Below are 26,134 nucleotides of genomic sequence, written 5' to 3'. Positions count from 1 at the left end.
TCCCTTTAAATTCAATAGTTGGGCCAGCCCTGTCTGTCCGCATGCCTTCGGTCCGCCGTCTCGACAGACGGCCAGTCTGCCTTCGCCGACGGTCCTGTGGCCTGCGAACAGACAGGGCTGGTGACGACGGCGATACTTATTCAGTGTTGCCTTAACATCCCGCGTTGACATTGAATTTTTCGTGTAGGTCGCACGCGAGGCAGATTTCAATATTGAAATTTGCGCGGGACCGCATCCGGTGATCGGCTACCCTACGCGGACTCGCGCGGCGTTTCTCCTGGACGTCGCGCATGCGTCCACCGACTTCGATTATTTTTCCTCATGTTCTTGCGCCGCCTCTTGCCCGACAACTTCACGCTGTGCCTGATCGCCACCGTCGTCCTCGCCAGCATGCTGCCATGCCGTGGCGAAGCGGCGCACGTGTTTGCGTGGCTGACCGACCTGGCGATCGCGCTGCTGTTCTTCATGCACGGCGCCAAGCTGTCGCGCGAGGCGGTGGTAGCGGGCCTCACGCACTGGCGTCTGCATCTGGTGGTGCTGGCCAGCACGTTCGTGCTGTTTCCGCTGCTGGGCATGCTGTTGAAGCCGTTGCTGCAGACGCTGGTTACGCCGGCGCTGTACGTGGGCGTTCTGTTTCTGTGCACGCTGCCATCCACCGTGCAATCGTCGATCGCCTTTACTTCGATCGCGCGTGGCAACGTACCGGCTGCGGTGTGTGCGGCGTCGGCATCCAGCCTGCTCGGCATCGTGGTGACGCCGCTGCTCACGGGCCTGGTGCTGGAGGCGCACGGGCAGGGCGGCATGTCCTTGCATGCGCTGGGCGACATCGTGCTGCAATTGTTCGTGCCGTTCGTGGCGGGACAGATCGCGCAACGCTGGATCGGTGGCTGGGTGCAGCGCCATCGTTCGCTGATCGGGCTGACCGACCAGGGCTCGATTCTGCTGGTGGTGTATACCGCCTTCAGCGCGGCGGTGCTGCAGGGCTTGTGGAAACAGTTGCCGCTACCCGTGCTGGGTGGGCTGCTGGTGGTCAATGCAGTGCTGCTAGCCGCGGCGCTGCTGATCACGCGCTACGCGTCGCGCGCGCTCGGCTTCAAGCGCGAGGACGAAATCACCATCGTGTTCTGTGGCTCCAAGAAAAGCCTGGCCAGCGGCGTGCCGATCGCCAACGTGCTGTTTCCCGCGCAAGCATTGGGCATGATCGTGCTGCCGATCATGCTGTTTCATCAGATGCAGTTGATGACCTGCGCGGTGCTGGCGCGGCGATATGCGCGGCGTGCGGGCGCCGAACGCAGCGCGTCGAAGTCGGAAGAGCTCGCCGCCGACTAGCGTAGGTTGGGTTAGCGCAGCGTAACCCAACATCTTCGAGCGGGATCGTTGGGTTACGCTGCGCTAACCCAGCCTACGATGATCTCTCATCCCGTTTTAGTGACGGAAATGGCGCATGCCGGTGAACACCATCGCCATATCATGTTCATCCGCCGCAGCGATCACTTCCGCATCGCGCATCGAGCCGCCGGGCTGGATCACCGCGCGAATGCCCGCATCGGCGGCGGCGTCGATGCCGTCGCGGAACGGGAAGAACGCATCGGAAGCCATCACCGAACCGCGCACTTCGAGTTTCTCGTCGGCGGCCTTGATACCGGCGATCTTGGCGCTGTACACGCGGCTCATCTGGCCGGCGCCGATGCCGATGGTCTGGCGATGGCGCGCGTACACGATGGCGTTGCTCTTGACGTACTTGGCCACTTTCCAGGCGAAGATCAGGTCGTCGATTTCTTCCTGCGTGGGCGCACGGCGCGTCACGATCTTCAGATCCGCCGCGGTAACCATGCCGCGATCGGCCGTCTGGATCAGCAGGCCCGAACCCACGCGGCGGCAGTCGTTGCCCGGATGCGCCTGGCTGAGGTCGCCACCGGCCGGCGGCGGGATCACCAGCACGCGCACGTTGGTCTTCTTGGCGAAGGCCTTCAGCGCATCGTCCGCATAGCCCGGCGCCAGCACCACCTCCACGAACTGGCGCTCGACGATGGCGCGCGCGGTGGCACCATCTACCCCACGATTGAACGCGATGATGCCGCCGAAGGCCGAGGTGGGATCGGTCTGGTAGGCCAGATCGTAGGCGCGGCCGATGCCATCGAGGCTTACCGCCACGCCACACGGGTTGGCATGCTTGACGATCACACAAGCCGGCTTGCTGAAGCTGCGCACGCATTCCCATGCGGCGTCGGAATCGGCGATGTTGTTGAACGATAGTTCCTTGCCTTGCAGCTGGCGGAACGTGGCGAGCGTGCCCGGCGCCGGATACAGGTCGCGGTAGAACGCCGCCTGCTGATGGGGATTTTCGCCGTAGCGCAGATCCATCACCTTCACGAAGCGACCGTTGGTCTGGCCCGGGAAAGCGTCGTGGCCGGCGATGGCGTCCTGCGCGTCGTTGAGCTTGAGACCTGACAGGTAATCGCTGATCGCGCCGTCATAGTTGGACACGCGATTGAACGCGGCAACCGCAAGCTTGAAGCGCGCCGCGCGGCTCAGTCCGCCGTGCTGTTCGATTTCCGCCAGCGCTTCTTCGTATTGATCGGGCGAGGTGAGCACGCCCACGTCATTCCAGTTTTTCGCAGCGGAACGCAGCATGGCCGGGCCGCCGATGTCGATGTTCTCGATCGCTTGTTCGAGCGTGCAATCGGGCTTGGCGACGGTGGCTTCGAACGGATACAGGTTCAGCACCAGCAGATCGATCGGCGCGATGCCGAGTTCGGCCATCACCGTATCGTCCGTGCCGCGCCGTCCGAGCAGGCCGCCGTGCACCTTGGGATGCAGAGTCTTGACGCGGCCGTCCATGATCTCGGGAAAACCGGTGACATCGCTGACGTCGGTCACCGGCACGCCAGCCTCGCGCAAGGCTTTGGCGCTGCCGCCGGTGGAGAGCAGTTCCACCTTCGCCGCGGCGAGGCGGCGGCCCAGTTCGATCAGCCCGGTCTTGTCCGAGACGCTGATCAGGGCGCGGCGGACGGGCGTGAGGGCAGATGCGGGCATGGCGGCTTCCGGAGGCGTGAAAGTCGCACATTATAGCGCGATGCAGCATGCCCCGCGGCAGCGATTTGGACGGCTAAACGAAACGGTTGCGGCCAGGCTCGGCCGGCAAATCAGAGCAGGCCGTGTGCGGCGAGCTTCTTGCGCAGCGTGGCGCGATTGATGCCCAGCACCGCGGCGGCGCGGCTCTGGTTGCCATCGTGGAAGGCGAGTACTTCACGCAGCAGGGGACCTTCGACTTCGCGAATCACCAATGCGTGCAGACCTTCGTCGCACGGCGTGTCGCCGATGTCCGCGAGATAGCGGCGGACGGTGCGGCTGACGCATTCACTCAGTGCGCTCTGCGACGAGGATTCACGCACGGCCTCGTTGGCAGGCAGTCTGACGGCGTTCAAGGACATTACCCCTCACGGACTCCACGCAACGGCTGCATTGGCCATTGCCATGTTTTGGCAGTTACCGCTTACGCGGCGGGTCGGCAGTTGCGCCACGGCATGCCTTGAACCGGAGCATCCCTTCAGCGCGAGGGATCGAGTGTACTCGTCACGGGCGACAAAATTAAGAGCCTTCGGCGATGAAAACGGATGAAAACCGATAACGCCATGTCGAACAGGCACTAAGCGAAGGATGCTCTGATCGATTCCACATACCCGTTACCACACGAGCATCCCCGATCATTCAAACTCCATGTCAAAGGCGACCGCCTGATGGCCTGGATCCTCTATCTCGAACACCAAAGCTGTGCTAGCCCCCGGTGCAAGGCCGCGACGCAACACATCCACGTCGTCGAGGTATTCATAAGGGTTGAGACGGCGCATGGCGATGGTCTTGCCGTTGCCGTCGGACAGTCGTATGTCCACCACCGGCCAGGGTTGGATGAACGTTGCATCGTTGCGCACGGTGGCGCTGATCAACAGTGCGCCGGCAACGGTGGGATGCGTTTGCACGTCGCGTGCCAGCAAGCGCAGCTTGCTCACGTCGCGCACCGGCGGCAATTTGCATTGCAAGGCGTTGCATGTGCTTTGCAGCAGCGGCCCGATGGTGGGATCGGCGATCAGCGTGTCGCGCAGCGCCCAGCCGAGCTGAGCCAGCAGGCCAAGCAGCAGCAACAGGCAGGCGAGCATCCACGGCCAGCGGCGCGGACGATCGATACGCTTGTCGCGAGCGAAACGCGGCGTGACGACGAGATCGGCGAAATCATCACGCGATGGCGTGGGTTCTTCGGCCGGTTCCGTTTTCGGCTTGGGGCGATACACCGCCGCTTCCAGCTGCGGCGGTTCCACGCCCGGTTCGTGCGCGGGCAGCTCGTCGAAAGGCTCCGGCGGCAACTGGTCAGCCAGCGTGGCGATGCAGTCGAAACCTGCACCGCAATGCCCGCACATGACAAAGCCGTGTGCCTGCGCGAGTGCGCGCGCATCGACGGAAAACACCGATAGGCATTCAGGGCATTGCGTGTACATGCTTGGGAATGGCTCTTTGCGTTCGCCTCCTCTCCCTTTCGGGGAGAGGATTGAGGTGAGGGGCCAAGGCTTGCGTCATCTGCATCGGAGCGTACTTCGAATCACCTGTTGCGCAAGCTAGTCCCCTCGCTCCGCCCCTTTTCCCCTTGGGGAAAGGGGCGGGCGAGGGAGTCAGGCGTGGCGACGATAACCGCTGATCCGCACCCAATCCTCGCGCACATCCACGCGCAATGCCTCGAACCATTCGGCATAACGCGCCAGCAGCTCTTCGTGCTGGCCGTGAAGAATGCCGGAAAGCGCGAACGGCGCACCAGGTTTGGCCAGTCGCGCGAATTCAGGCGCCAGTTCAGCGAGCGGGCCGGCCAGGATGTTGGCGACGAATACTTCGGCGGGTTCGCCGGCGAAATCCTCGGGCAGGAACAGCGCCAGGCGGTCGCCCACGTTGTTGCGCTCGGCGTTGTCCGCCGAGGCCGTGAGCGCCTGCGGATCGTTGTCCACGCCAACGGCCGCCGCCGCGCCCAGCTTGAGCGCCGCAATGGCGAGAATGCCCGAGCCGCAGCCGTAGTCGATCACGCGCTTGCCTGCGAGATCCAGGCCATCGAGCCATTCCAGGCACAGCGCCGTGGTGGGATGCGTGCCGCTGCCGAACGCGAGGCCCGGATCGAGCTGCACGACGACGGTGTCCGCATCGTCGGGTGGCGCGATGTTCCACGGATAAATCCACAATCGCCGCCCGAACTGCATGGGCTGGTACTGATCCATCCATGCGCGCTCCCAATCCTTGTCTTCGACATCACGGAAACTCAGCTGATCCGGTTCCAGCCATGGCAGCAATTCGCCCAAGGCTTCGCTCAGGCCGCGGCGATCGGTATCGGCATCGAACAGCGCGTTCAAGGTGATCGTGGGCCACAGCGGCAGCTCGCCCACGCCCGGCTCGAAGATCGCCTGCTCGTCCGGCGTTTCGGCGTTGGCGTCGCGCAGGGTGACCGACAAGGCGCCTAGATCGTCCAGCGCTTCTTCCACGCGGGGTTGTTGTTCGGCGCGGACGATCAGGGAGAGTTCGAGCCAGGGCATCGGTGTTCCATGGAGCGGCGGATATGAAATTTTTGCTCTCATCCATGAGAAGCGCAGGGTGGTTCTCGCGAGATGTTTACGCTTGCCTCACCGTCATTCCGGCGAAAGCCGGAATCCATCGTCAATCCAAAGCATGGATTCCGGCCTTCGCCGGAATGACGGTGAGGCGGTGTTGGACATCTTCACGACGGATGCCGGTCAATGCCCGCTATGCGGATGCTCCTTGCTCTCCGCCATGCGCTTTTCCAGATAGTGAATATTCTGCCCACCCTGCTGGAAACCCACGTCCGACATGATGCGCTGCTGCAGCGGCACGTTGCATTTCACGCCTTCGATCACCGTTTCCGCCAGCGCCAAACGCATGCGTGCAATGGCTGTTTCGCGATCGGGGCCGTGCACGATCAGCTTGCCGATCATCGAATCGTAGTTCGGCGGAATGCGGTAGCCGTCGTACAGGTGCGTATCCACGCGCACGCCGGGGCCGCCCGGTGCTTCGAAACGCTTCACCGTGCCGGGCGAAGGCATGAAGGTGTCTGGATCTTCCGCGTTGATGCGGCACTCGATCGCGTGGCCCTGGATCTTGATGTTTTCCTGCTTCAGCGACAGCTTTTCGCCGGCCGCGATCAGCAATTGCTCGCGCACCAGGTCCACGCCGGTGATCAGTTCCGTCACCGGATGTTCCACCTGGATACGCGTGTTCATTTCGATGAAGTAGAAGCGGCCGTTCTCGAACAGGAATTCGAAGGTGCCGGCGCCGCGATAGCCGATGCGCAGGCATGCGTCCACGCACACCTGGCCGATCTGCGCGCGCAGTTCCGCCGTGATGCCGGGGGCGGGCGCTTCTTCCACCACCTTCTGGTGACGGCGCTGCATCGAGCAGTCGCGTTCGCCCAGATGAATGGCATTGCCCTGGCCGTCGGCGAGCACCTGGATTTCCACGTGGCGCGGATTTTCCAGGAACTTCTCCATGTACACCTGATCGTTGCCGAATGCCGCCTTGGCTTCCTGCTTGGTCATGGTGATGGCGTTGCCCAGGTGCGCTTCGGTGCGCACCACGCGCATGCCGCGGCCACCGCCGCCGCCGGCGGCCTTGATGATCACCGGGTAGCCGATCTCACGCGCGATGCGCATGTTCTCTTCGACGTTGTCGCCGAGCGGGCCACCGGAACCGGGCACGCACGGTACGCCGGCCGCTTTCATGGCGCGGATGGCTTCCACCTTGTCGCCCATCAGGCGAATCACGTCGGCGGTCGGGCCGATGAAGATGAAACCGCTCTGTTCCACCTGCTCGGCGAAATCCGCGCGCTCGGATAGAAAACCGTAGCCGGGATGGATCGCGTTGGCGTCGGTGATTTCCGCTGCGGCGATGATCCGCGGGATATTGAGATAGCTTTCCGCTGACGGCGCCGGGCCGATGCAGATCGCTTCGTCGGCGAGGCCAACGTGCTTGAGGTTACGATCCGCAGTGGAATGCACCGCCACCGTCTTGATGCCAAGACTGTGGCACGCGCGCAGCACGCGCAGCGCGATTTCGCCGCGATTGGCGATGACGACTTTTTCGAGCTTCTGCATATCGAAAGGCCGCTCAGCCGATCACGAACATCGGTTGGTCGAACTCCACCGGCTGGCCGTTCTCGACCAGGATGGCCTTCACCTCGCCAGAGACTTCAGCTTCGATCTGGTTGAACATCTTCATCGCCTCGATGATGCCCAGCGTCTCGCCGGCCTTCACCTGCTGGCCCACCTTCACGAACGCCGCTGCGCCCGGGCTGGCCGAGGCGTAGAAGGTGCCGACCATCGGCGCCTTCACCACCGTGCCGGCCGGCAGGTTGCTGCCTGGTTCGGCGCTTTCAACTGCAGTCGGCGCGGCGGGTGCCGGGGCGGCCGGAGCGGGGGCGGGCACGTGTGCGGGCTGCGGCGTGGCGACGGTGATGGCGCCCTTGGGCACGCGCGACAGGCGGACGACTTCCTCGCCTTCCTTGATTTCCAGTTCGGCGAGGTTGGATTCCTCGAGCAGGTCGATCAGTTTTTTGATCTTGCGCAGATCCATGGGGCTTGCCTTCTCAGGGTCTGGGGCCGCAGCTTGGCGGCCGGAAAGTGAAAGGAAACGGTACGGGCGGCTAGCCGGCCGCTTTGGGTTCAAGTTTGCCGAGGGCCGCATCCAGGGCCAGCCGGTAGCTGGCGCTGCCGAAGCCGCAGATCACGCCGATGGCCAGGTCCGACAAGTAGGAGTGGCGGCGGAACGGCTCGCGTGCGTGCACATTGCTCATGTGCAGCTCGATGAAGGGGATGCCCACTGCGGCCAGCGCATCGCGCAGAGCCACGCTGGTGTGCGTGAGCGCGCCGGGGTTGATCAGGATGGTGGCGACCTGTTCGTCGCGAGCCTGATGAATGCGGCCGATCAGCTCGTGCTCGGCGTTGGACTGGTACCAGGCCAGCTCGTGGCCGGCAGCCTGGGCGCGCTGGGCGAGTTGGTTGTTGATGTCGGCGAGCGTTTCCCGGCCGTAGATATCGGGTTCGCGTACGCCGAGCAGATTGAGGTTGGGTCCGTGCAGGACCAGCAGCTTCGCCATACATCCCCAGGATGGCCGGAATCGGCGAGAGTGTGCGCGGTACCGGCAATATTGTCCAGTTCGGCGCAGTTCGGCGCAGTTCGGCGGAGAAAGAAGATGTTAAACGTGCGGGAACGTATGGGGCCGCAAATCGCGTCAGGGCGCGGTTGTTGGGGACAGCCAACGGTCCAGTCGATCCTCGCTCAAGGCGCCCCGATGGGTGGCCAGAATTCGGCCGTTTTCGTCCAGCAGCACGCTGTAGGGCAGCACTTCGTCCGTATCGCCGAAGCGCAGCGAGGTGCTGGGCGAGTCGAGCTGGCCGATCAGGACGGGATATTTCACCGGGTGACTGGCCAGGAAGGCGCGTACGCGATCGGGTTCATCCATTGCAATACCCAGCACGATCGCCCCTTGATCGGCGAACTTGCGCTGGGCAGCGTTCAAGGCCGGCATCTCCGCCAGGCAGGGCACGCACCAGCTGGCCCAGAAGTTCAGCAGCAGGCGCTTGCCCTGATAGCCGGACAACCGACGCTCCCGGCCATCCAGGTCGCGCAGCGCTACGTCCGGGCGAAGATCGCCGACGTTCGCGATATGAACGCCCGGCGGCACGCGCGCCAGCCGGCTTTCGTGCTGCAGCCAGCCGCCGGCGATGGCGGCCAGCAAGGCCAGGGCCAGGATGAAAAGATTGGTGCGGCTGAGCATCGATGGTCTTTGGCTGAAGATCGGGGTTCATCGCCCCGGCATTCGCCGGGACGATGGCAGTGTGTCACTCCGCGGCCTTGTTCAACGCCTGCTCCACCAGCGAAAAGGTCAGCACTGTCGGCAGCTTCTGCCCGGCGCCGCCATGCTTCGGAAACACCACGTACAGCGGCACGCCGGGCGAATGGTATGCCTGCAAGAATGCGGAGATGGCCGGATCCTCATTGGTCCAGTCGCCCTTCATATAGATGGCGCCGGTGCGCTTGAGCAAGGCCTTGAAGTCATCGCCGTTGAGCACCGCATGTTCGTTCGCCTTGCAGGTCACGCACCAGTCGGCGGTCATGTCCACGAACACCGGCGTGCCGGCCTTGCGCAGTTCGGCGAGTTTTTCCGGCGAATAGGCGACGATGCCGTCCGCGGTGCTGGCGGCCTGTGCCTTGGCCGGCAAGGTGGCGAGGTAGTACAGCGGCACCAGCGTGAACAGCGCGAGCAGGACCACCAGCGCTCGGCTCAGCCCGCCACGATGGCGGCTGCGCTCGAACCACCACAGCGTCATCGCCAGCAATACGGCCGCCACCAGCAGCAGGCCGACCGCATCGGCGCCGCGCTGGTTGGCCAGCACCCATGCCAGCCATGCGGCGGTCAGGTACATCGGGAACGCCAGCACTTCCTTCAGCGTTTCCATCCAGCGGCCGGGGCGCGGCAGCCAGCGCGACAGCGCCGGTACGAAACCCACGGCAAGGAAGGGCAGCGCAAGGCCCACACCCAAGGCAAGGAATACGCAGATGGCGCTGGCGATCGGCGCAACCAGCGCATACGCCAATGCGGTGCCCATGAACGGCGCGGTGCAGGGACTGGCCACCACCACCGCCAGCACGCCGGTGAAGAAATCACCGGCTGGACCGGAGCGGCTCGCCAAGCTGCTGCCGGTATTGCCCAGCGACGCACCGAACTGCACTACGCCGGACATCGACAGCGCCACCGCCAGCATGATCAGCGTCAGCGCAGCCACTACGATAGGATTTTGCAGGTGCGCGCCCCATGCGGTTTTCAACGCGATGATCACCGCACCCAGCACCGCAAAGCTCACCAGCACGCCGGCGGTATACATCAACGCATGCATGCGTCGACGCGCCGGGTTTTCCCCGCTTTCGATCAAGCTGATCGCCTTGATCGACAGCACCGGCAACACGCACGGCATCAGGTTGAGCACCAGGCCGCCACCCAGGGCGAGCAACAGTGCGTACAGGAAGCTCACGTTGAGCGAATCGGTTTTCTTTGCGCTTGCCGGCGGCATTTCAGGCGCAGGATTGGGCGCGGTTTCCACCTTCGTGCCGCCATGGCCGGTCAGGTCGATCTGCGCCTCGCGTGTCATCAGCGGATAGCACAGGCCGCCTTCCTGGCAGCCTTGAAAACTCGCGACGATAGCGAGCGATGACATGCCTTGGGCATCGCCATCGACGCTGACCGGCAAGGTCAGTTCGTTGAAATAGACGGTGGTGTTGCCGAAATGCGCGTCTTGGTGTGGCACGCCAGCGGGCCAGCTGGGCGACAGCGAAAGTTTTGGTGCGTCCTTGACCGCAAGCTTCGTCTGGTCGCGATACAGGTAATAACCCTTGGCGATGGTCCAGCGCAGCAGCAGGTGATGCGCATCTTGTGCGATCGCGTCGAAACGGAACGCTTGCTCCGCGGGTAATGGTGCGTTGTTGCCGGTAAGCGCTTGCGCCGGTGCGCCGAATGCCGCTGCGAGCTGGTTCGCTGGGGCTATAGCCGTCGGCAACGGCAGATTCAGATGCTCGGTGTGCGGCGGATAGCAGATCTTCGGATCGGTCTCGTGGCAGCCCTGGTAACGCACGCTCAGGGCCAGCGTGGTGGTGCCTGGCGCCACGGTGTAAGGAATGGTGGCGTCCACGCTGTGGTGATACGTCTCCACCGGACCCAGATACGGATCGTCATGCTTCTCGCCATTGGGCAACTGCGCCTCGCCCAGCGTCACGCCATCGCCGCCCTTGAACGCCATGCGGCCGCGATAGAGGTAGTAATCCTGCGCGATGGTCCAGTGCAGCTTCACCACGCCGGGCGTGCTGGCGTCGGCGCTGAGTTTGTAGGCCTCGGTCACCGGCAGCAGGTTGTCTTCGGCATCCTGCGCGAAGGCTTGCATGCCGACGATCAGCGTAAGCAAGGTAACTAGATAGACCGCGACGCGGCCGTAACGAAGCGAGCGCATTCCAACTCCATGCTGTGGGGTTCGCGCGGGGCGCGAAGGGGGATTATGGACCTTAAGCTTTTTCGACCGCATCCAGCGCCGTGGGTGCCGCCGGACGAAGCTTCAACATGCCGGTGGTGAGTGCCACACCGAGCAGGATCACGGCGCAACCGCCGGCCATCGCCAGGGTGATCGACTCGTGCAGGAACATCGCGCCCCACACCACGCCGAACACCGGGATCAGGTACAGCACCGCCATCGAGCGGGTCGAGCCGATGCGCGCCAGCAAGCGGTAGAACAGCACGTAGGCGAGCGAGGTGCAGGCGGCGGCCAGGCCGAACATGGCGGCCCAGGCTTGCACCGTGGGCGATTTGGCTGGCCACAGCCACACCGTGAAGGGCAATAGCATGACTGCCGCCGCCAACAGGCTGCCGATCGCAATCGTGAGCGGCGAGACGCTGCGCACGCGTCGCTGACTGTAATGCGTGCCGAAGGTGTAGCAGACATTCGCAGCCACGCAGGCCGCCATCGCCCAGCCTACCGCCGCGCCGCCATGCCCGAAGCCGATGCTGCCGCCGATCAGCCACACCACGCCGGTCATGCCGATCACCAGGCCGCTTGCTTGGGTGGCGCTCATGCGTTCATCCAGCCACAACCAACCCGAAGCGGCGACCAGCAGCGGCGAAATAGCATCGAAGATGGCCGATAGCCCAGCTGGCAAGCTCTGCGCCGCGTAGGAAAACAATACGAACGGTAGCGCAGAATTGCTCAGCCCGATCAGCGTAATCGAGCGCCAGTTTGCGCGCATCTCGGCCAAACGTTCCCGAGACAGCAGCAACGGTATGAAGCAGATCGCGGCACCGATCGCACGCATCCCAGCCAACGGCATGCTGCCGAACTGCGCCGCGCCCATGCGCATGAAAAGAAACGCTACACCCCATAAGGCTCCCAGCAACAGCAAGGCGGCAAGGTCGGATTTCTTCATGGCGGAAATGCTCACAGGAAGGACAGTGCAGGTTGGGGAACGGTGAGACGGCTCGCCTAGGTGCGAACCGTGGCACCCTGGTTGAACAACACTTTGCGTTCTTCATCCGACATCGCCTGCTTGGGCGCATACACGTTCTCGACACCTTCATACGTGCGCAACGTGGCGGGCCGCGTCGCCATGCTTTCGAACCAGCGCTTGAGATGGGGAAAAGCGTCCAGATCCTGTCCATGTGCTTCGTGCGGAACGATCCACGGGTAACAGGCGATGTCCGCAATCGAAAACTCGCCGGCGATGAACGGGCGATCGGCCAGGCGCCGATCGAGCACCCCGTAGAGCCGGCTGGTTTCGCGCGCATAACGATCGATGGCGTACGGCACTTTCTCCGGCGCGTACACATTGAAGTGCCCGATCTGTCCGGCCATCGGGCCCAGCCCTGCCATCTGCCAGAACAGCCATTGCAGCACTTCGGCGCGGCCGTGGGTGTCCTGCGGAATGAGGCGGCCGATCTTTTCGGCCAGATAGAGCAGGATCGCGCCCGATTCGAACAGCGTCACCGGTTCGCCGCCGTCGGCTGGGGCGTGATCGACGATCGCTGGAATCTTGTTGTTCGGCGAAATGGCCAGGAACTCGGGTTTGAATTGCTCGCCCTTGCTGAGGCTCACCGGTATCGCGCGATAAGGGAGCTGCGCTTCTTCCAGGAACAGCTTGGCTTTCAGGCCATTGGGCGTGGCGGCGAAATAGAGGTCGATCATGATGGCTTGGCTCCGTGGCGTTGAAGGCATGCTAGGTAATCAGGTGGTCTTGTAAAAGAACCACGTTGGATCAAATCTATGGATCCAGTTTGTCCAAGGCCTCGTCACATGGACCACCCGTTCGAATTTCCGCTCAGCTTGCCGGAACGTGGCTCGCGCCAGCGCATGGCCGCGCTGCATGGGCAATTGCGCGCCGCGATTCTCGACGGACGGCTGAAACCGGGGCTGCGGCTGCCCGCCACCCGCGAGCTGGCCGAAGCGTTGCAGGTGTCGCGCAACACCGTCGTGGCGGCGTATGACTTGCTGCTTGGTGAGGGCTATATCGAAGCGCGGCAGGGCGCCGGCAATTTCGTGGCTGATCTGGCCATGCGTCGCAGCGGGCGACGTGCGCGGGCCGACATCGCCACGCCCGACCACCGGTTGGCGCCGTACTGGCGAAACGTCGCGGGTTTGCCGCAACCGATGCATGCCGGCGCCTATACGTACGATTTTCGACTCGGCATTCCGGACAGCCGCTCCTTTCCCTATGACATCTGGCGACGACTTGCCGCGCGCGCCTTGCGCAATCTGTCCAAGGCCGCGCCGCTCTACGATCTCGCGCAAGGGCGCTTGCCTTTGCGCCAGGCGATTGCGCAGCACATTTCCTTTGCGCGCGCAGTGTCGTGCGAAGCCGAGGATGTGGTGGTCACCAGCGGCGCGCAGCAGGCGTTCGATCTGTTGGCGCGCGTGCTGGTGACGCCGGGCCGCACGGTCGTCGCCGTGGAGGATCCCGGCTATCCGCCGCTGCGCGCGGTATTTTGCGCTGCCGGCGCGCGCGTGATCGGTGTGGCGGTGGACGAGGAAGGGTTGATCGTCGATCAGCTTCCGCGCGACGCCAACGTGATCTATGTGACGCCTTCGCACCAGTTTCCGCTCGGCGTGGTGATGTCACCGCGCCGGCGCATCGATCTGCTGGCGTTTGCGCGCACGCGCGGCGCCCTGGTGATCGAAGACGACTACGACAGCGAGTTCCGCTACAGCGGCCGGCCGCTGGATGCGCTGCAGACACTCGATCGCGACGACAGCGTCTGCTACGTCGGCACGTTTTCCAAATGCCTGTTTCCCACGCTTCGCCTCGGCTACGCAGTAGTGCCGCCGTGGCTGCGCACCGCCTTCGTCAATGCCAAGCATCAGGCCGATTGGCATGGCGACGTGCTGGCGCAGGATACGCTGGCGGCGTTCATTGTCGAAGGGCATCTGGTGCGCCACGTGCGGCATATGCGCAAGGTGTACGCACAGCGGCGCGAGGTGCTGCTGGATGCCTTGCAGCGGCACGGAAAAGGGCGGCTGCAGGTATGTCCTTCGGATGCGGGATTGCATCTGGCGGCACGGCTGGACGACGCGGTCGACAGTTCGGCCTTGCTTGCGCGCGCGACGACGAGCGGGATCAATCTGGAAGTGTTGGATGCTTATATGAAAGAGAGCGCCGGCGTGCACGGCCTTGCCTTCGGCCTGGGCATGATCGACGTCTCGCGCATCGACGAAGGCATCGCCAAGCTGATGAAGCTGGCCGCTCCGTAGGTTGGGGTGCAAACCCCAACGCCGTGGTGTATCCCATGCATGGCAACGTTGGGGTTTGCACCCCAACTTACGGTGGTCCTCATGAATTGCCGCAAAGTGGCTCTTATGGTCCGCCCATCAAAATCGCGAGCATGCAGGCACCTCATGCAAGGAGATGATCGTGCGTATCGTGGCTCTGCTGTTGTTGATGTTGTTCAGCGCGCAGGTTCTGGCCGAAACCGGCGAGCAGCACGCGCAAGCTGCGGCGCGCGGACTGGTGGGTACGCCCGCGCCCCGGCTGGTGCTCAAGACCATCGATGGCCAGACCATCGACCTGGCCAGCTATTACGGCAAGAAGGCGGTGTATTTGAAATTCTGGGCCACCTGGTGCGTGCCGTGCCGCGAGCAGATGCCGCATCTGAAGCATGTCTACGAACAGGCCGGATCGGATATGGAAGTGATCGCCGTCGATGTCGGCTTCGACGACACCATCGAGGACGTGCGCCGTTACCGCAAGGAAATGGGCCTGAAGATGCCGATCGTGTTCGACGACGGTTCCATCGGCGAGGCGTTCCATCTGCGTGTGACGCCGCAGCACGTCGTGATCGGGCGCGACGGCCGCATCCTGTACGTCGGTCACGAAGCGAACGAAAAGCTCAATGCGGCGTTGTTGGCGGCACGCACGTCGATGCAGTCCAACGTCGCTACCGCGGTGGCGGCGAGTGACAATGGCTCCGCGGACAAGCAACTGCCGGATGTGACGGTGCCTACGCTATCGGGCGCCACCTTTCGTCTGAATGCCGCCAACAGCCAGCCCACCGTGCTGGTCTTCATGTCACCGTGGTGCGAGACGTATCTCGCGAAAAGCCGTCCGGCCGTCGCGGCCAGCTGCCGTGCGGTACGCGAACAGGTGACGGCGCTGTCGCGTGACGGGCATGCGCGTTGGCTGGGCATCGCCTCCGGCCTGTGGGCGGACCAGGATGGCCTGCGTGCGTATCAGCAGGAACACCATCTGACGATGCCCTTGGCGTTGGACGAGTCCGGCGCGCTGTTCCGCCGCTTCCGCGTGATGCATGTGCCGACCTTGCTGGTGTTCGATGCACACGGCCGGCTGGTGCGGCGTATCGAAGGCGTGGATGCGCAACTGGCCGATCAATTGAACGCACTGTCGGCAAGATGAAAGGAGCCAGGTGCATGCGATACATGAAGCTCGCCGCCGTGTGCATGGCCTTAGGGCTCAACGGCAACAGTCCGGCCGCTGAAGAACACGCGTTGCTGTCGTCGCCGTTGACGGATATTGCAGATCACCAATTGAAGGCGGTCACTGTGACGTATGCGCCTGGCCAATCCTCCGCACCGCATCGGCACGGCGGCGACGCCTTCGTTTACGTGTTGAGTGGGCATGTGCGCAGCCAGGTGGAAGGCGCTGCCGCACGCACCTACGGTCCGGGCGACAGCTGGTTCGAGCCGATGGGCGCGCACCACGTCGTCAGCGGCAATGCGAGCGCGACGGAGCCGGCAACGTTGTTGGTGGTCTTCGTCGCGAAGCCCGATGCACGCTTGACCGTATGGGATCGTGCCGGCGCTCAATCGGCGCCGGCGGCGCGCACCCAGTCCAGGTAAGCGGTATAACCGCGCTCCACCGGCACTGCGATCAGTTCCGGCAATTCGTAGGGATGCAGCGCCAGCACGCGTTCCTTCAGCGCTTCGAAGCGCGAGGCGGTGGTCTTGATCAGCAGCAGTTCTTCGCTGTCGGTGGTGACTTCGCCTTTCCAGCGATAGGTCGATTGAACGGCCGGAAGGCGATTGACGCAGGCGGCCAGCGCTTCGCCGACCAGCGCTTCGGCCAGGTGCCGTGCACTGTCGGCGTTGGGGCAGGTGCAATAGCAGAGCAGGACGGGATCGTCGGTGGTCATGAGGACGCTTCCTTGCGCGACATCAGGCCATAGTTGCCGAATTTTTCCAGCACTTGCGCCACTTCGTCGTCATTGAGCAAGGCCGGCTTGCCCACCTGCAGCGCCAGCGTGTATTGCCGGGCCAGGGTTTCCACTTCCACCGCGCGCCACATCGCCTGTTCCATCGTCGCCCCCACCGCGATCATGCCGTGGTTGGCCAGCAGGCAGGCCAGGCGTCCTTCCAGCGCGCGAACGGCGGCATCGGAGAGTTCCTGCGTGCCGTAGGTGTAGTAACCGGCGCAGCGGATGGAATCGCCGCCGCCCACCGCGATCATGTAGTGCGCGGCAGGGATGTCCATGCGGCACATCGCCAGCGCGGTGCTGTAGGGCGGATGGGCATGGACCACCGCATGCACGTCCGGGCGCGCGGCGTAGATGTCCCGGTGGAAGCGCCATTCGCTGGAGGGCCGCAGCCCCGGTGCGTGGCTGCCGTCCATCGCCACCTGCACCACGCCTTCGGCGGTGATTTCTTCGTACGGTGTGCCGCTGGGGGTGATCAGGAAGCCGCCGTCGCTGCGCACGCTGAGGTTGCCGGAGGTGCCCTGGCTCAGGCCCGAAGGGGTCAGCTTCAGGCCGTGGGCGACGATCTGCTCGCGTAATGTCTGGTCCCTGCGCACTGCCCGATACCCGTGTGGAAACGGAGCATCGTCGGCATTTTCCACGGCCGTGTCGATCCTCCCGGGCAATTTGCAAACCGCGTCGTTTCGTTGCCGGCCCTTGAAAGCCTTCCCGTTTCCCCCATAAACGCTGCACGACCTATCCGGCCCCTGTTGCAGGGGTTTTTTTGGTGGCTAGAATTGGCACTCACGTATCCCGAGTGCTAACAGGCCGCCCAGGCCGGGCCGGGGTCCTCAACTTTTTCATCCTCAAGCCAAAGCTGGAGTCCAACTCATGAGCAAACTGCGTCCGCTGCACGATCGCGTCATCGTCAAGCGCCTGGAGGAGGAGCGTGTCTCCGCCGGTGGCATCGTCATCCCCGACAGCGCCACCGAAAAGCCGACCCGCGGCAAGGTGATCGCTGCTGGCGAAGGCCGCATCCTGGAAGACGGCAAGGTTCGCCCGATGTCGGTCAAGGCCGGTGAAACGGTGCTGTTCGGCAAGTACGCCGGCCAGGAAATCAAGATCGACGGCGAAGAGCTGGTCTTCCTGAAGGAAGACGACATTGTTGCGGTGATCGAAGGCTGATCGGCCTCTCCCGCTCTCTCTGCAAACCCTCTTAACGAATTGAAGGTATCTACCCATGGCAGCTAAAGAAGTCCGCTTCGGCGAAGACAGCCGCGCCCGCATCCTCAAAGGCGTAAACACCCTGGCCAACGCGGTCAAGGTCACCCTCGGCCCGAAGGGCCGCAACGTCGTGCTCCAGAAGAGCTTCGGCGCCCCCACCGTCACCAAGGACGGCGTGTCCGTGGCGAAGGAAATCGAACTGTCCGACGCCTACGAGAACATGGGCGCGCAGATCGTCAAGGAAGCCGCTTCCAAGACCTCCGACAACGCCGGTGACGGCACCACCACCGCCACCGTGCTGGCCCAGGCGTTCGTGCGCGAAGGCCTGAAGGCCGTGGCCGCCGGCATGAACCCGATGGATCTGAAGCGCGGCATCGACAAGGCCGTGACCGCCGCGGTGGAAGAGCTCAAGAAGCTTTCCAAGCCCACCGCCGACGACAAGGCCATCGCCCAGGTCGGTACCATCTCGGCCAACTCCGACGCGGCCGTCGGCGACATCATCGCCACCGCAATGAAGAAGGTCGGCAAGGAAGGCGTGATCACGGTGGAAGAAGGTTCGGGCCTGGAGAACGAACTGGACGTGGTCGAAGGCATGCAGTTCGACCGCGGCTACCTGTCGCCGTACTTCATCAACAACCAGCAGAGCCAGCAGGTCGAGCTGGATGATCCCTTCATCCTGCTGCACGACAAGAAGATCTCCAACGTGCGCGAAATGCTGCCGATCCTCGAAGGCGTGGCCAAGGCGGGCAAGCCGCTCTTGATCGTGGCCGAGGAAGTGGAAGGCGAAGCGCTGGCCACCCTGGTGGTCAACACCATCCGCGGCATCGTCAAGGTTGCCGCCGTGAAGGCGCCGGGCTTCGGCGATCGTCGCAAGGCGATGCTGGAAGACATGGCCATCCTCACCAACGGCCAGGTCATCTCCGAAGAAGTCGGCCTGCAGCTGGAGAAGGCTACCATCCAGGATCTGGGCCGCGCCAAGAAGGTCGTGGTGACCAAGGAAAACACCACCATCATCGACGGCGCCGGCGAAGCGTCGAAGATCCAGTCGCGCATCGGCCAGATCAAGGCGCAGATCGAAGAGACCTCCTCCGACTACGACCGCGAGAAGCTGCAGGAACGCGTGGCCAAGCTGGCCGGCGGCGTGGCGGTGATCAAGGTTGGTGCTGCGACCGAAGTCGAAATGAAGGAAAAGAAGGCCCGCGTCGAAGACGCCCTGCACGCTACGCGCGCAGCCGTTGAAGAAGGCGTGGTGCCCGGCGGTGGCGTGGCGCTGATCCGCACGCTCAAGGCCATCGAAAACCTCAAGGGCGACAACGAAGACCAGAACCACGGCATCGCCATCACCCGCCGTGCGCTGGAAGCCCCGCTGCGCGAAATCGTCGCCAACGCCGGCGCCGAGCCGTCCGTGATCGTCAACCAGGTCAAGGAAGGCAAGGACAACTACGGCTACAACGCCGCCACCGGCGAGTTCGGCGACATGATCGGCTTCGGCATCCTGGACCCGACCAAGGTCACGCGCTCGGCCCTGCAGTACGGCTCCTCCGTCGCCGGCCTGCTCATCACCACCGAAGCGATGGTGGCCGAGCTGCCGAAGAAGGAAGAGCACAGCCACGGCGGCCCGGGTGCCGGTGGCATGGGCGGCATGGGCGGCATGGATTTCTGATCGTCCATCCTCCGTTACGCGCATATCGAAAAGCCCCGCGCAAGCGGGGCTTTTCTTTTGCATTGCATTGATGAAGAACGGCGTGGTGCGCAAGGGCCGTGCCGAAAGTGGCTATCGATTTCAAAATTCGCGTTTGCTTTTGCGGGTCCGATCACACTTCGCGAGAGCGAAAGCTTCGTAATTTTCACCATTCGTTTGCCAGCATCGACGAAACAGGGGAGCTTCATTCAATGATCGAGCTGGAAATCCAGATCCTTTCGGATCGCCGCGTAGGCTTGCTTGTGGAACTGGGCCGCGTGGTGGTTGCGAGCGGTTTTACGTTGTTGCGCCAGCGCGTGTATCAGGACCATCAAGGCGCGTGGCTGGTGATGGTGGTGCGCGGTGAAGCGGAGCGGCAGCTTGCCTTGGAAGAAACACTCGCCACGCACAATCGCGTGCTGAGCTTCGAGGCTACATTGCTGGCGCCGGGCGCGGCGGCGCAGGCGGGCGCGGCACCGTCGCCCGTGCCGCGTGCAGCGCATGGTGCCGGCAACGGATCACCGCCTTCGCTCGCGGTCATCGGGCCGGACGTGCGCAAGGTGGAAAGCGTGCTGCCGCAGCTGGCGCGCGATTACCCGAAGATTTTTCCCTGGCTGCTGGCGCTGGAGCATGAAGTGGCGGCCGAAGCACGGGAGGCATCCTTGCTGCTGGCCGGTCGGCGCACCGGCATCTGGGTGTACAAGCGCGAATACGAGATGGGCGGCAAGCTCGGCCTGCTCGATTCGATCAAGCGCATCGCTTCGCCGGCCTTGCGCGCGCTGGTGGCGATCGATGTACGCGAACGCCACTTCCACATTCAGAAATGCCCGCTTTGTCCGCCAGGCGGCCATTCCGGTTGCAGGTTTTTCAGTGGATTCCTCGAAGGCATGCTCGGTGCATCCGCCGCGCCGCAGACTGTTTTTGTGCGCAACCTGCATTGTCGCAGCCATAGCCATGGCGCCGGTGACTGCATTCTCGAAGTATCCCATTGATGCGCGCGTGGAGGGCGCGTGCATCGATGACGTAGTTCAGCAGAACAAGCAGTGCAGCGCGGCCGGTGAACCTGTGGCCATGCGCTGAAAAAGGCGGCGCACGTGGCGGGGATAGCCGCGTGCTCGCGTCGACTCATGCCATAACGATCGGAGGTGCAGGCCATGTCTGTTCAACAGCACTACAACCTGTTGTTGGTGTTGCTTTCGTACGTGATATCCGTGCTCGGCTCGTTCACGGCCTTGCAGTTGGCTGTGCTCATTCCGTTGGCCAGAACCTCGCAGCAGCGCATCGGCGCTGTGCTGGCGGCGGGTGCGGCGATGGGTGTAGGCGCGATCTGGGCGATGCATTTCATCGCCATGCTCGCCTGCGACATGGGCATGCCGGTGAGTTATGACCCGCTGCTGACCTCGCTCTCGGCGGTGATCGGCTTCGCGGCCTGCTCGCTGGGCCTGTTCATTGCCAGCAGCGGCGACTTCAACTGGGCCAAGCTCGCCGCGGCCGGCATCTGCATGGGACTGGGCGTTACCGGCATGCATTACCTGGGCATGGCGGCGGTGTTGATGGCGGCATATACCAGCTACGACATGAACCTGGTGGCGACCTCGATGATCATCGCGATCGTCGCATCGATCGTCGCGCTGTGGCTGGCATTCAATCTGCGCGGACGGGTGCAGATGATCGGCAGCGCGCTGGTGATGGGGCTTGCCGTATGCGGCATGCACTACACCGGCATGGCAGCCTTCAATGTCGAAGAAAGCAATGGGCCGGCGCCGACGGGCATTGCCGGTGGCGTGGGTGGCGCCAACCTCGGCGCTACCATCTTCGTCGTGACGCTGGTATTGCTGGTCGGTGCCTTGATCATTCACTACAAGCGCCAGCAGCGGCGTGCGGCAATCAGTATTTGAGGAAGCGGGGAATGGGAGCGGGAACGGTTGCGCGTTAGCGCCGTTCCCCGTTTTCGATTAGCGATGCATCCCCATCGCCGCTGCCGCGCGCGTGCCTTCTTCTTCGCTATCCTGCCTGGCTACCACGGTGCTGGGCGGCAGCAGGCTTGCGGGCAACAGTTTGTCGAGCTTGCCCTTCATGCGCAGCACGGCAATGCTCGCCATGTCCTTGTCGAACTGGGCTTGCTGCATATCGAGCGCAGTCGGCGCGGCGCCCGGCGCGCGCGTGACCCGGGCCAGCGACGGCGCCAACACCTGCGTAAGCGCGAAGTACGCATCGTCATGGATGCCTGCGCGTTCCAGCAGCAGTCCCGGCAGCATCCACGACGCCATCTCGGTATGTTGCGGCGTGCCCGGATTGCGCGGATCGATCAGCAACCACGTGCCCGCTTGCGACAGCATGTCCTGGCCATCGGCAAAACCGGCGGTGTGGTAGGCGCCGACCAGGCCGGGCAGGTGGTCGCCGTAGAACAGCAGCAAGGTCGGACGGCTGCGCCGTGCGAGCAGGTCGGCCAGGCGGCCCAGTTCCTGATCGGCGTGACGCATGTGATAGAGGTAGTTCTGCAATTCCAGCTTGTCCTTGCCCTCGATGCCGGTCGGCACGGGAATGGCGTCGCGCGCGGCGCGGTCGACCGGTTCGGTGTCGTACGGACCGTGCGCTTCTAGGCTGATCGCGAACAGGAACTGCGGCGGGCCGGCGTCTTTCAATTGCGCCATGATCTCGTCGGTCATCGCGCTGTCGGCCATGTATTTGCCGTCCATCGCCGCGTTCGCGGGAAAGCTCGATTGCGATACGAAGCGATCGAAGCCCAGCGTCTTGAACGCCGTATTGCGATTCCAGAAGGTGGGATCGTTGCCGTGGATCGCCACCGTTTCATAGCCATGCGAGCGCAAGGTGCGCACCATGCTCGGCACCACCTTGTCGTGCATCTGCAGATACGGGAACTGCATATTGCCGAAATAGCGCAAGGACAGCCCGGTCAGCACTTCGAACTCGGTACGGATGGTGCCGCCGCCGAAAGTGGGCACGTGCAGCGGGCCGCTCATGCCTTGCGCGGCGAGGCGCTCAAGGTTGGGTGTGAGCTGGGCGTTTTCGTAGCCGCGCATGATGCGTGGATCGAAGAACGATTCGCTCTGGATCACCACGATATCCGGCAGCGCCGAGCCGGGATCGGCCGGCGTCTGCATGCGTGCGCGCACCGCATCGCCGGTGCTCTGCAGCAGGCTGCTCACCGCGGCGGGGTCGGCTTTCTGTTTACCGCGCCGATCCTGCAGATGAAACATCACCAGCGAGCTGACCAGGCCGGAATGGCTGGTGGTCGCGGACGCCGACCAGGGTTCCAGCCACAGTTTCTGGCCGTTGTAGAGATGCCGCCAGCCGGGCATGCCCAGCACCAAGGTGACCAGCACGGCGCCCAGCAAGGCGCCACCGGTCAGGCGCATGCCGCGCGTGTGGGCAGCGAATAGCGGCGGTTCGTAGCGCCACATGGCGGCGACCAGCGCGATACCGCCGAGCAGGGTGAGATAGGGCCACGGGCTGTGCGGCAGATAACTGCCAAGCACGTGCAGGCCCCCCTTGCGCAATTGCTCCACCATGCGGAAATCCGCCGGCAGCAAGGGCATGCCGAGGTTGGACACCTTCAGCGCGTTGACCCCATACATTACGGCTTGCGCGAGGAATGCCAGCCCGAAAGACAACAGGATGCGCCGGGTCACCACCAGCAATAGCAAAGCCAGCATCAGGCCGGGCATGGCATTGGCCAGCGGAAAGGCGGGCTGCGCCAGCAGCCGCGACGCCGCCACGCCATCGTTGCCATCCAGCAAGCCGGTCAGCAGCACGAACGCCACCATCATCGCCAGCACCAGGGCGGTGCGTGCGGCGGCGGAGCGTCTTGATAGCAGCGTGGAGGAAACGAAAGCCATGCGGTCCGATACCCGGCTCATCCAGGGGATACGGACTGTAACGTGATTGACATGAATCGGTTGTCGCCCATGCGGCGGGGCTCAGGGCGGATTTACTCCTGTATGTGATGGATTTACAACAAATTAGCGAAAAGAAAGCGGGCCGCCATCGTGCCATGGCGGCCCATCCCGTGTGTCAACAGAGGCTTGCGCGGGATTGTTTCAGTGCTGCGTGTTACTGAACCGTAATAAACGCAGGTGCGGCTTCACGGTACGCCAGCCCTCGGGGAAAGCTGCTGGGCGTCCGCGGCGGCGGTCATGCCGCGTCAGCCAGGACAGCGGGCGGCACGGCGGTTTGCGAACGTGATTCGCCCAGCAGCTCGCCGAACCAATGCGAACTATCGGCCTGTGCCGCCACTTCGCCCAGGATGAGCAAGGCGGGCGCTTCAATCGCATGGCGTGCTGCGAGCGCCGGCAGATCGCCGAGCACGCCGGTGAGCGTGCGCTGTTGCGGTAGCGTTCCGTTTTCGATCAAGGCAAACGGCGTGCTCGCAGCGCGGCCGTGCGCGATGAGTTGTGCGGTGAGTTCTTCAAGCTGCCCCACGCCCATGTAGATCGCCAAGGTTTGCCGCTCTTGCGCCAGCTCGCGCCAATCGAGTGTGTTCGACGATGATTGGCCATGCGCGGTCACCAGTCGCACCGATTGCGCATGCCCGCGATGCGTCAACGGCACGCCGCTGTACGCCGCGCACGCGACGGCGGCAGTAATGCCGGGCACGATTTCATAGGCGATGCCGTGCTCGCGCAGAACATCCAGTTCTTCACCGCCGCGCCCGAACACGAACGGATCGCCGCCCTTCAGGCGTACGACGCGCTTTCCTGCCTGCGCATGTTCGAGCATCAAAGCATGAATCGAATCTTGCGGTGTATGCATGCCACCCGCGCGCTTGCCGACGGCGATGCGCACGGCATCGCGACGCGCGAGATCGAGAATGGGTTCGCTGATGAGCGCGTCGTGCAGGATCACGTCGGCTTCGTTCAGGGCGCGCAAGGCACGCAATGTCAGCAGGCCAGGATCGCCGGGACCGGCGCCCACCAGTGCGACGGAGCCGCTCGCTGCCGGTGCTGCAGCATCCGATAGTGCAGTGACCAACCGATGTTCCGCATGCGCAGGCCGCGCGGCGCGAAGTTGTGCGTGCACAGGACCGTCATGCAGCCAGTCATAAAAGCGGCGGCGTGCAGCGAGGTCCGCATGGCGCGTGCGGATGCGCGCGCGATAGCGCTGCGCAAGTTGCAGCAACGAACCCCATGCCGGATCCAGCAGGCTTTCGATCCGTTCGCGCAGGCGGCGCGCCAGCATCGGCGCCGCGCCGCCGCTGGAGATGGCTACCAGCAAAGGCGAGCGATCGATCAGCGCCGGCACCTGAAAGCTGGATAGCGCCGCATCATCCACGACGTTGACCAGTCGTTGCCTGGCCTGTCCATCGGCGGCGATACGCGCGTTGAGCGGACGTGAACGCGTGGCGGCGATCACCAGCCAGGTGCCGTCGAGCCAGTCGGATCGATACGCGCCGGGTTTGTAGGCGATGCGCCCCTGCTGTACCCATTCGCGCAACTCCGGCGCCAGTACCGGTGCGCCTACCGTGACCCGGGCGCCAGCCTTGAGCAGCATGGCCGTTTTCCGGGCCGCCACGTCGCCGCCGCCCACCACCAGCACGTGGCGATCGTTCAAATCGGCAAACAAGGGATAAAGCATGGGCTTCAGGTTCCGGAAAACGCAGTCAGATGATCCACGCTAGCGCTTTCGGGCGTGCCCATGGAAATGGCCGCTGGGCGGGAAGATATGCCTGCACGGCATAGGCTTTTTCATAACGCGAAATGGATTTTTAGATGTATAGACGTCCAAATACCGCTGTGTTAAGGTCCAGTGACGACCGGTAACAGGACCGGTATTTGTGTGGGGATCGTGATGAAACGTCGTTCAGGGTGCTTCGCGAGCTGTATGCGCTTTGCCATGCGCCGAGCACACCCCTGCATGCCTTTCATCCTGGAGCCGATCTCATGACCCTCACGCAATTGCGCTACATCGTCGCCATCGCCGACGCCGGCCTCAACATCACCCTCGCCGCCGACAACGTCCACGCCACCCAGTCCGGCATCAGCAAGCAGCTCAAGCAACTGGAAGGCGAGCTCGGTTTCCAGGTGTTCACCCGCCGCGGCAAGAGCCTGGATGCGGTCACGCCGGCCGGCGTCCAGGTGCTGGAACGCGCACGCACCATCCTGCACGAGGCGCGCAACATCCGCGCGCTGGCCGCCAACCTGCGTGAAGAGGCGCAAGGCGAGCTGTCGGTGGCCACCACGCACACCCAGGCGCGCTTCGTGCTGCCGGAGGCGATCGCTCGCTTGAAACAGCACTACCCGGAGCTGGGCGTACACATTCGCCCGCAGGGCGAGGGGCGCATCATCAGCCTGTTCGAAAGCGGCGAGGTGGACCTGGCCGTGGTCAGCACCAGCGGCCAGGCGCCGGAAGGCGGCATCGCCGTACCGTTGTTCCGCTGGTACCGCCGCGCGGTGGTGCCGCAGGGCCATCCCCTGGCCAAGCTGAACCGGCCGCTGCGCATCGAGGATCTGGCGGAGTACCCGCTGGTCAGCTACGAATCCTCGCTGCAGCCGGAATCCTCGCTGCGCCGCGCCTTTGCCGCCGCGGCGCTTACTCCGCGCATCGCCTGCACCTCGGCCGATGCGGACCTGATCAAGACCTATGTGCTCGCCGGCCTGGGCGTGGGCATCCTGGCCGAGATGGCGATCATCCCGGCGGACGCCCGCGAGTTGGTCGCGCTGAATATCGACAGCCTGCTACCGGTCTGCACCAGCTGGATGGTGCTGCGCCGAGACCACGTGCTGCGCAGCTACGTGGCGCAGTTCGCGCGCCTGGTGGCGCCGCAGATCGACGAGGCGGAACTGCGCCGCGTGGTGGCCGGGCACGCCGAGCCGAACTGGCCTTCGCCGCCGCTGTGGAGCGATCTGCAGCAACGCGGTACACGGCGTACGGTAAATCGCGCGGCCTGAGGCAGTCCGCGCGGTTTAAATCCACCTTTTGCGTTGGTTCCGGTGGTTGTTTGCATTCATTGA

Annotated in this window: 24 protein-coding genes; 9 read left to right on the top strand and 15 right to left on the bottom strand. The window is 63.9% G+C overall.

Annotated elements, in window-relative coordinates; genetic code table 11:
* Positions 1-321 precede the first annotated feature (321 nt).
* Entirely contained in the window at positions 322-1,329 is a 1,008-nt protein-coding gene (locus tag ACTHNE_RS07215) for a bile acid:sodium symporter family protein (protein WP_440268889.1), read from the top strand.
* 96 nt (positions 1,330-1,425) lie between these two features.
* On the opposite strand, the gene purH is transcribed toward ACTHNE_RS07215, so the two are convergent.
* The 11 genes from purH to ACTHNE_RS07160 form a co-directional block, all read right to left on the bottom strand.
* Entirely contained in the window at positions 1,426-3,036 is a 1,611-nt protein-coding gene (purH, locus tag ACTHNE_RS07210) for a bifunctional phosphoribosylaminoimidazolecarboxamide formyltransferase/IMP cyclohydrolase (protein ID WP_440268888.1), read from the bottom strand.
* 110 nt (positions 3,037-3,146) lie between these two features.
* A complete protein-coding gene (locus ACTHNE_RS07205) occupies positions 3,147-3,434 on the bottom strand; it encodes a helix-turn-helix domain-containing protein (RefSeq protein ID WP_324937250.1) in 288 nt (95 codons plus the stop codon).
* Between the two features lie 273 nt (positions 3,435-3,707).
* Positions 3,708-4,463 (bottom strand): DUF3426 domain-containing protein, encoded by a 756-nt coding sequence (locus tag ACTHNE_RS07200; RefSeq protein ID WP_440268887.1) that lies wholly within the window; start codon positions 4,461-4,463, stop codon positions 3,708-3,710.
* 201 nt (positions 4,464-4,664) lie between these two features.
* Complete coding sequence (prmA, locus tag ACTHNE_RS07195; protein WP_440268886.1) at positions 4,665-5,567, bottom strand: 50S ribosomal protein L11 methyltransferase; 903 nt, start codon at positions 5,565-5,567, stop codon at positions 4,665-4,667.
* Between the two features lie 198 nt (positions 5,568-5,765).
* Positions 5,766-7,139 carry an acetyl-CoA carboxylase biotin carboxylase subunit gene (accC, locus tag ACTHNE_RS07190; RefSeq protein WP_324937244.1) on the bottom strand — a complete coding sequence of 458 codons (1,374 nt, stop codon included), beginning with the start codon at positions 7,137-7,139 and terminating at the stop codon, positions 5,766-5,768.
* A 13-nt stretch (positions 7,140-7,152) separates the two neighbouring features.
* Entirely contained in the window at positions 7,153-7,617 is a 465-nt protein-coding gene (gene accB, locus ACTHNE_RS07185) for an acetyl-CoA carboxylase biotin carboxyl carrier protein (protein WP_324937242.1), read from the bottom strand.
* 70 nt (positions 7,618-7,687) lie between these two features.
* Positions 7,688-8,140: a type II 3-dehydroquinate dehydratase gene (gene aroQ, locus ACTHNE_RS07180; protein WP_324937240.1), complete on the bottom strand. Its 453-nt coding sequence runs from the start codon at positions 8,138-8,140 to the stop codon at positions 7,688-7,690.
* A 135-nt stretch (positions 8,141-8,275) separates the two neighbouring features.
* The gene (locus tag ACTHNE_RS07175; RefSeq protein ID WP_440268885.1) at positions 8,276-8,821 is read right to left on the bottom strand and encodes a TlpA disulfide reductase family protein; all 546 of its coding nucleotides are present in this window, start codon (positions 8,819-8,821) and stop codon (positions 8,276-8,278) included.
* Positions 8,822-8,885: 64 nt separating this feature from the next.
* Entirely contained in the window at positions 8,886-11,045 is a 2,160-nt protein-coding gene (locus tag ACTHNE_RS07170) for a protein-disulfide reductase DsbD family protein (RefSeq protein WP_440268884.1), read from the bottom strand.
* Positions 11,046-11,097: 52 nt separating this feature from the next.
* Positions 11,098-12,009: a DMT family transporter gene (locus tag ACTHNE_RS07165; protein ID WP_324937234.1), complete on the bottom strand. Its 912-nt coding sequence runs from the start codon at positions 12,007-12,009 to the stop codon at positions 11,098-11,100.
* Between the two features lie 56 nt (positions 12,010-12,065).
* A complete protein-coding gene (locus ACTHNE_RS07160; protein ID WP_440268883.1) occupies positions 12,066-12,764 on the bottom strand; it encodes a glutathione binding-like protein in 699 nt (232 codons plus the stop codon).
* A gap of 108 nt (positions 12,765-12,872) precedes the next feature.
* Between ACTHNE_RS07160 and pdxR the strand changes: the two genes are divergently transcribed.
* The 3 genes from pdxR to ACTHNE_RS07145 all read left to right on the top strand — a co-directional run bounded on the left by pdxR (position 12,873) and on the right by ACTHNE_RS07145 (position 15,926).
* Positions 12,873-14,324: a MocR-like pyridoxine biosynthesis transcription factor PdxR gene (pdxR, locus tag ACTHNE_RS07155; RefSeq protein ID WP_440268882.1), complete on the top strand. Its 1,452-nt coding sequence runs from the start codon at positions 12,873-12,875 to the stop codon at positions 14,322-14,324.
* 160 nt (positions 14,325-14,484) lie between these two features.
* The gene (locus ACTHNE_RS07150; protein WP_440268881.1) at positions 14,485-15,483 is read left to right on the top strand and encodes a TlpA family protein disulfide reductase; all 999 of its coding nucleotides are present in this window, start codon (positions 14,485-14,487) and stop codon (positions 15,481-15,483) included.
* 14 nt (positions 15,484-15,497) lie between these two features.
* Complete coding sequence (locus ACTHNE_RS07145) at positions 15,498-15,926, top strand: cupin domain-containing protein (protein WP_440268880.1); 429 nt, start codon at positions 15,498-15,500, stop codon at positions 15,924-15,926.
* On the opposite strand, the gene cutA is transcribed toward ACTHNE_RS07145, so the two are convergent.
* A complete protein-coding gene (cutA, locus tag ACTHNE_RS07140) occupies positions 15,890-16,219 on the bottom strand; it encodes a divalent-cation tolerance protein CutA (protein ID WP_440268879.1) in 330 nt (109 codons plus the stop codon). The two genes, ACTHNE_RS07145 and cutA, sit on opposite strands and share 37 nt — an antisense overlap.
* Complete coding sequence (locus ACTHNE_RS07135) at positions 16,216-16,920, bottom strand: class II aldolase/adducin family protein (protein ID WP_440268878.1); 705 nt, start codon at positions 16,918-16,920, stop codon at positions 16,216-16,218. Before ACTHNE_RS07135 ends, cutA begins: the two co-directional genes overlap by 4 nt.
* A 229-nt stretch (positions 16,921-17,149) precedes the next feature.
* On the opposite strand from ACTHNE_RS07135, the gene groES reads away from it, so the two are divergent.
* The 4 genes from groES to ACTHNE_RS07115 all read left to right on the top strand — a co-directional run bounded on the left by groES (position 17,150) and on the right by ACTHNE_RS07115 (position 21,061).
* Entirely contained in the window at positions 17,150-17,443 is a 294-nt protein-coding gene (gene groES, locus ACTHNE_RS07130) for a co-chaperone GroES (protein WP_324937502.1), read from the top strand.
* 55 nt (positions 17,444-17,498) lie between these two features.
* Complete coding sequence (gene groL, locus ACTHNE_RS07125; protein WP_324937504.1) at positions 17,499-19,145, top strand: chaperonin GroEL; 1,647 nt, start codon at positions 17,499-17,501, stop codon at positions 19,143-19,145.
* 230 nt (positions 19,146-19,375) lie between these two features.
* On the top strand, positions 19,376-20,155 hold the full coding sequence (locus ACTHNE_RS07120) for a hypothetical protein (protein WP_440268877.1): 780 nt from the start codon (positions 19,376-19,378) through the stop codon (positions 20,153-20,155).
* A 162-nt stretch (positions 20,156-20,317) separates the two neighbouring features.
* On the top strand, positions 20,318-21,061 hold the full coding sequence (locus ACTHNE_RS07115; protein WP_324937507.1) for an MHYT domain-containing protein: 744 nt from the start codon (positions 20,318-20,320) through the stop codon (positions 21,059-21,061).
* A gap of 57 nt (positions 21,062-21,118) precedes the next feature.
* Here the strand turns inward: ACTHNE_RS07115 and ACTHNE_RS07110 are convergent, their stop codons facing one another.
* Together ACTHNE_RS07110 and cysG are read right to left on the bottom strand one after the other, a co-directional pair.
* Positions 21,119-23,023: an LTA synthase family protein gene (locus ACTHNE_RS07110; protein ID WP_440268876.1), complete on the bottom strand. Its 1,905-nt coding sequence runs from the start codon at positions 23,021-23,023 to the stop codon at positions 21,119-21,121.
* 295 nt (positions 23,024-23,318) lie between these two features.
* Positions 23,319-24,758: a siroheme synthase CysG gene (gene cysG / locus ACTHNE_RS07105; protein WP_440268875.1), complete on the bottom strand. Its 1,440-nt coding sequence runs from the start codon at positions 24,756-24,758 to the stop codon at positions 23,319-23,321.
* Positions 24,759-25,063: 305 nt separating this feature from the next.
* On the opposite strand from cysG, the gene ACTHNE_RS07100 reads away from it, so the two are divergent.
* Positions 25,064-26,071, top strand: coding sequence for a LysR substrate-binding domain-containing protein (locus ACTHNE_RS07100; RefSeq protein ID WP_440268874.1), 1,008 nt, complete (start codon positions 25,064-25,066; stop codon positions 26,069-26,071).
* The last annotated feature ends 63 nt before the right edge of the window (positions 26,072-26,134 follow it).

The sequence above is a fragment of the Dyella sp. genome (genome assembly GCF_051954575.1).
Taxonomy (GTDB): domain Bacteria; phylum Pseudomonadota; class Gammaproteobacteria; order Xanthomonadales; family Rhodanobacteraceae; genus Dyella_B.
The sequence above is the reverse complement of the archived record's forward strand: the minus strand, read 5'-3'. Positions and strand labels throughout refer to the sequence as shown.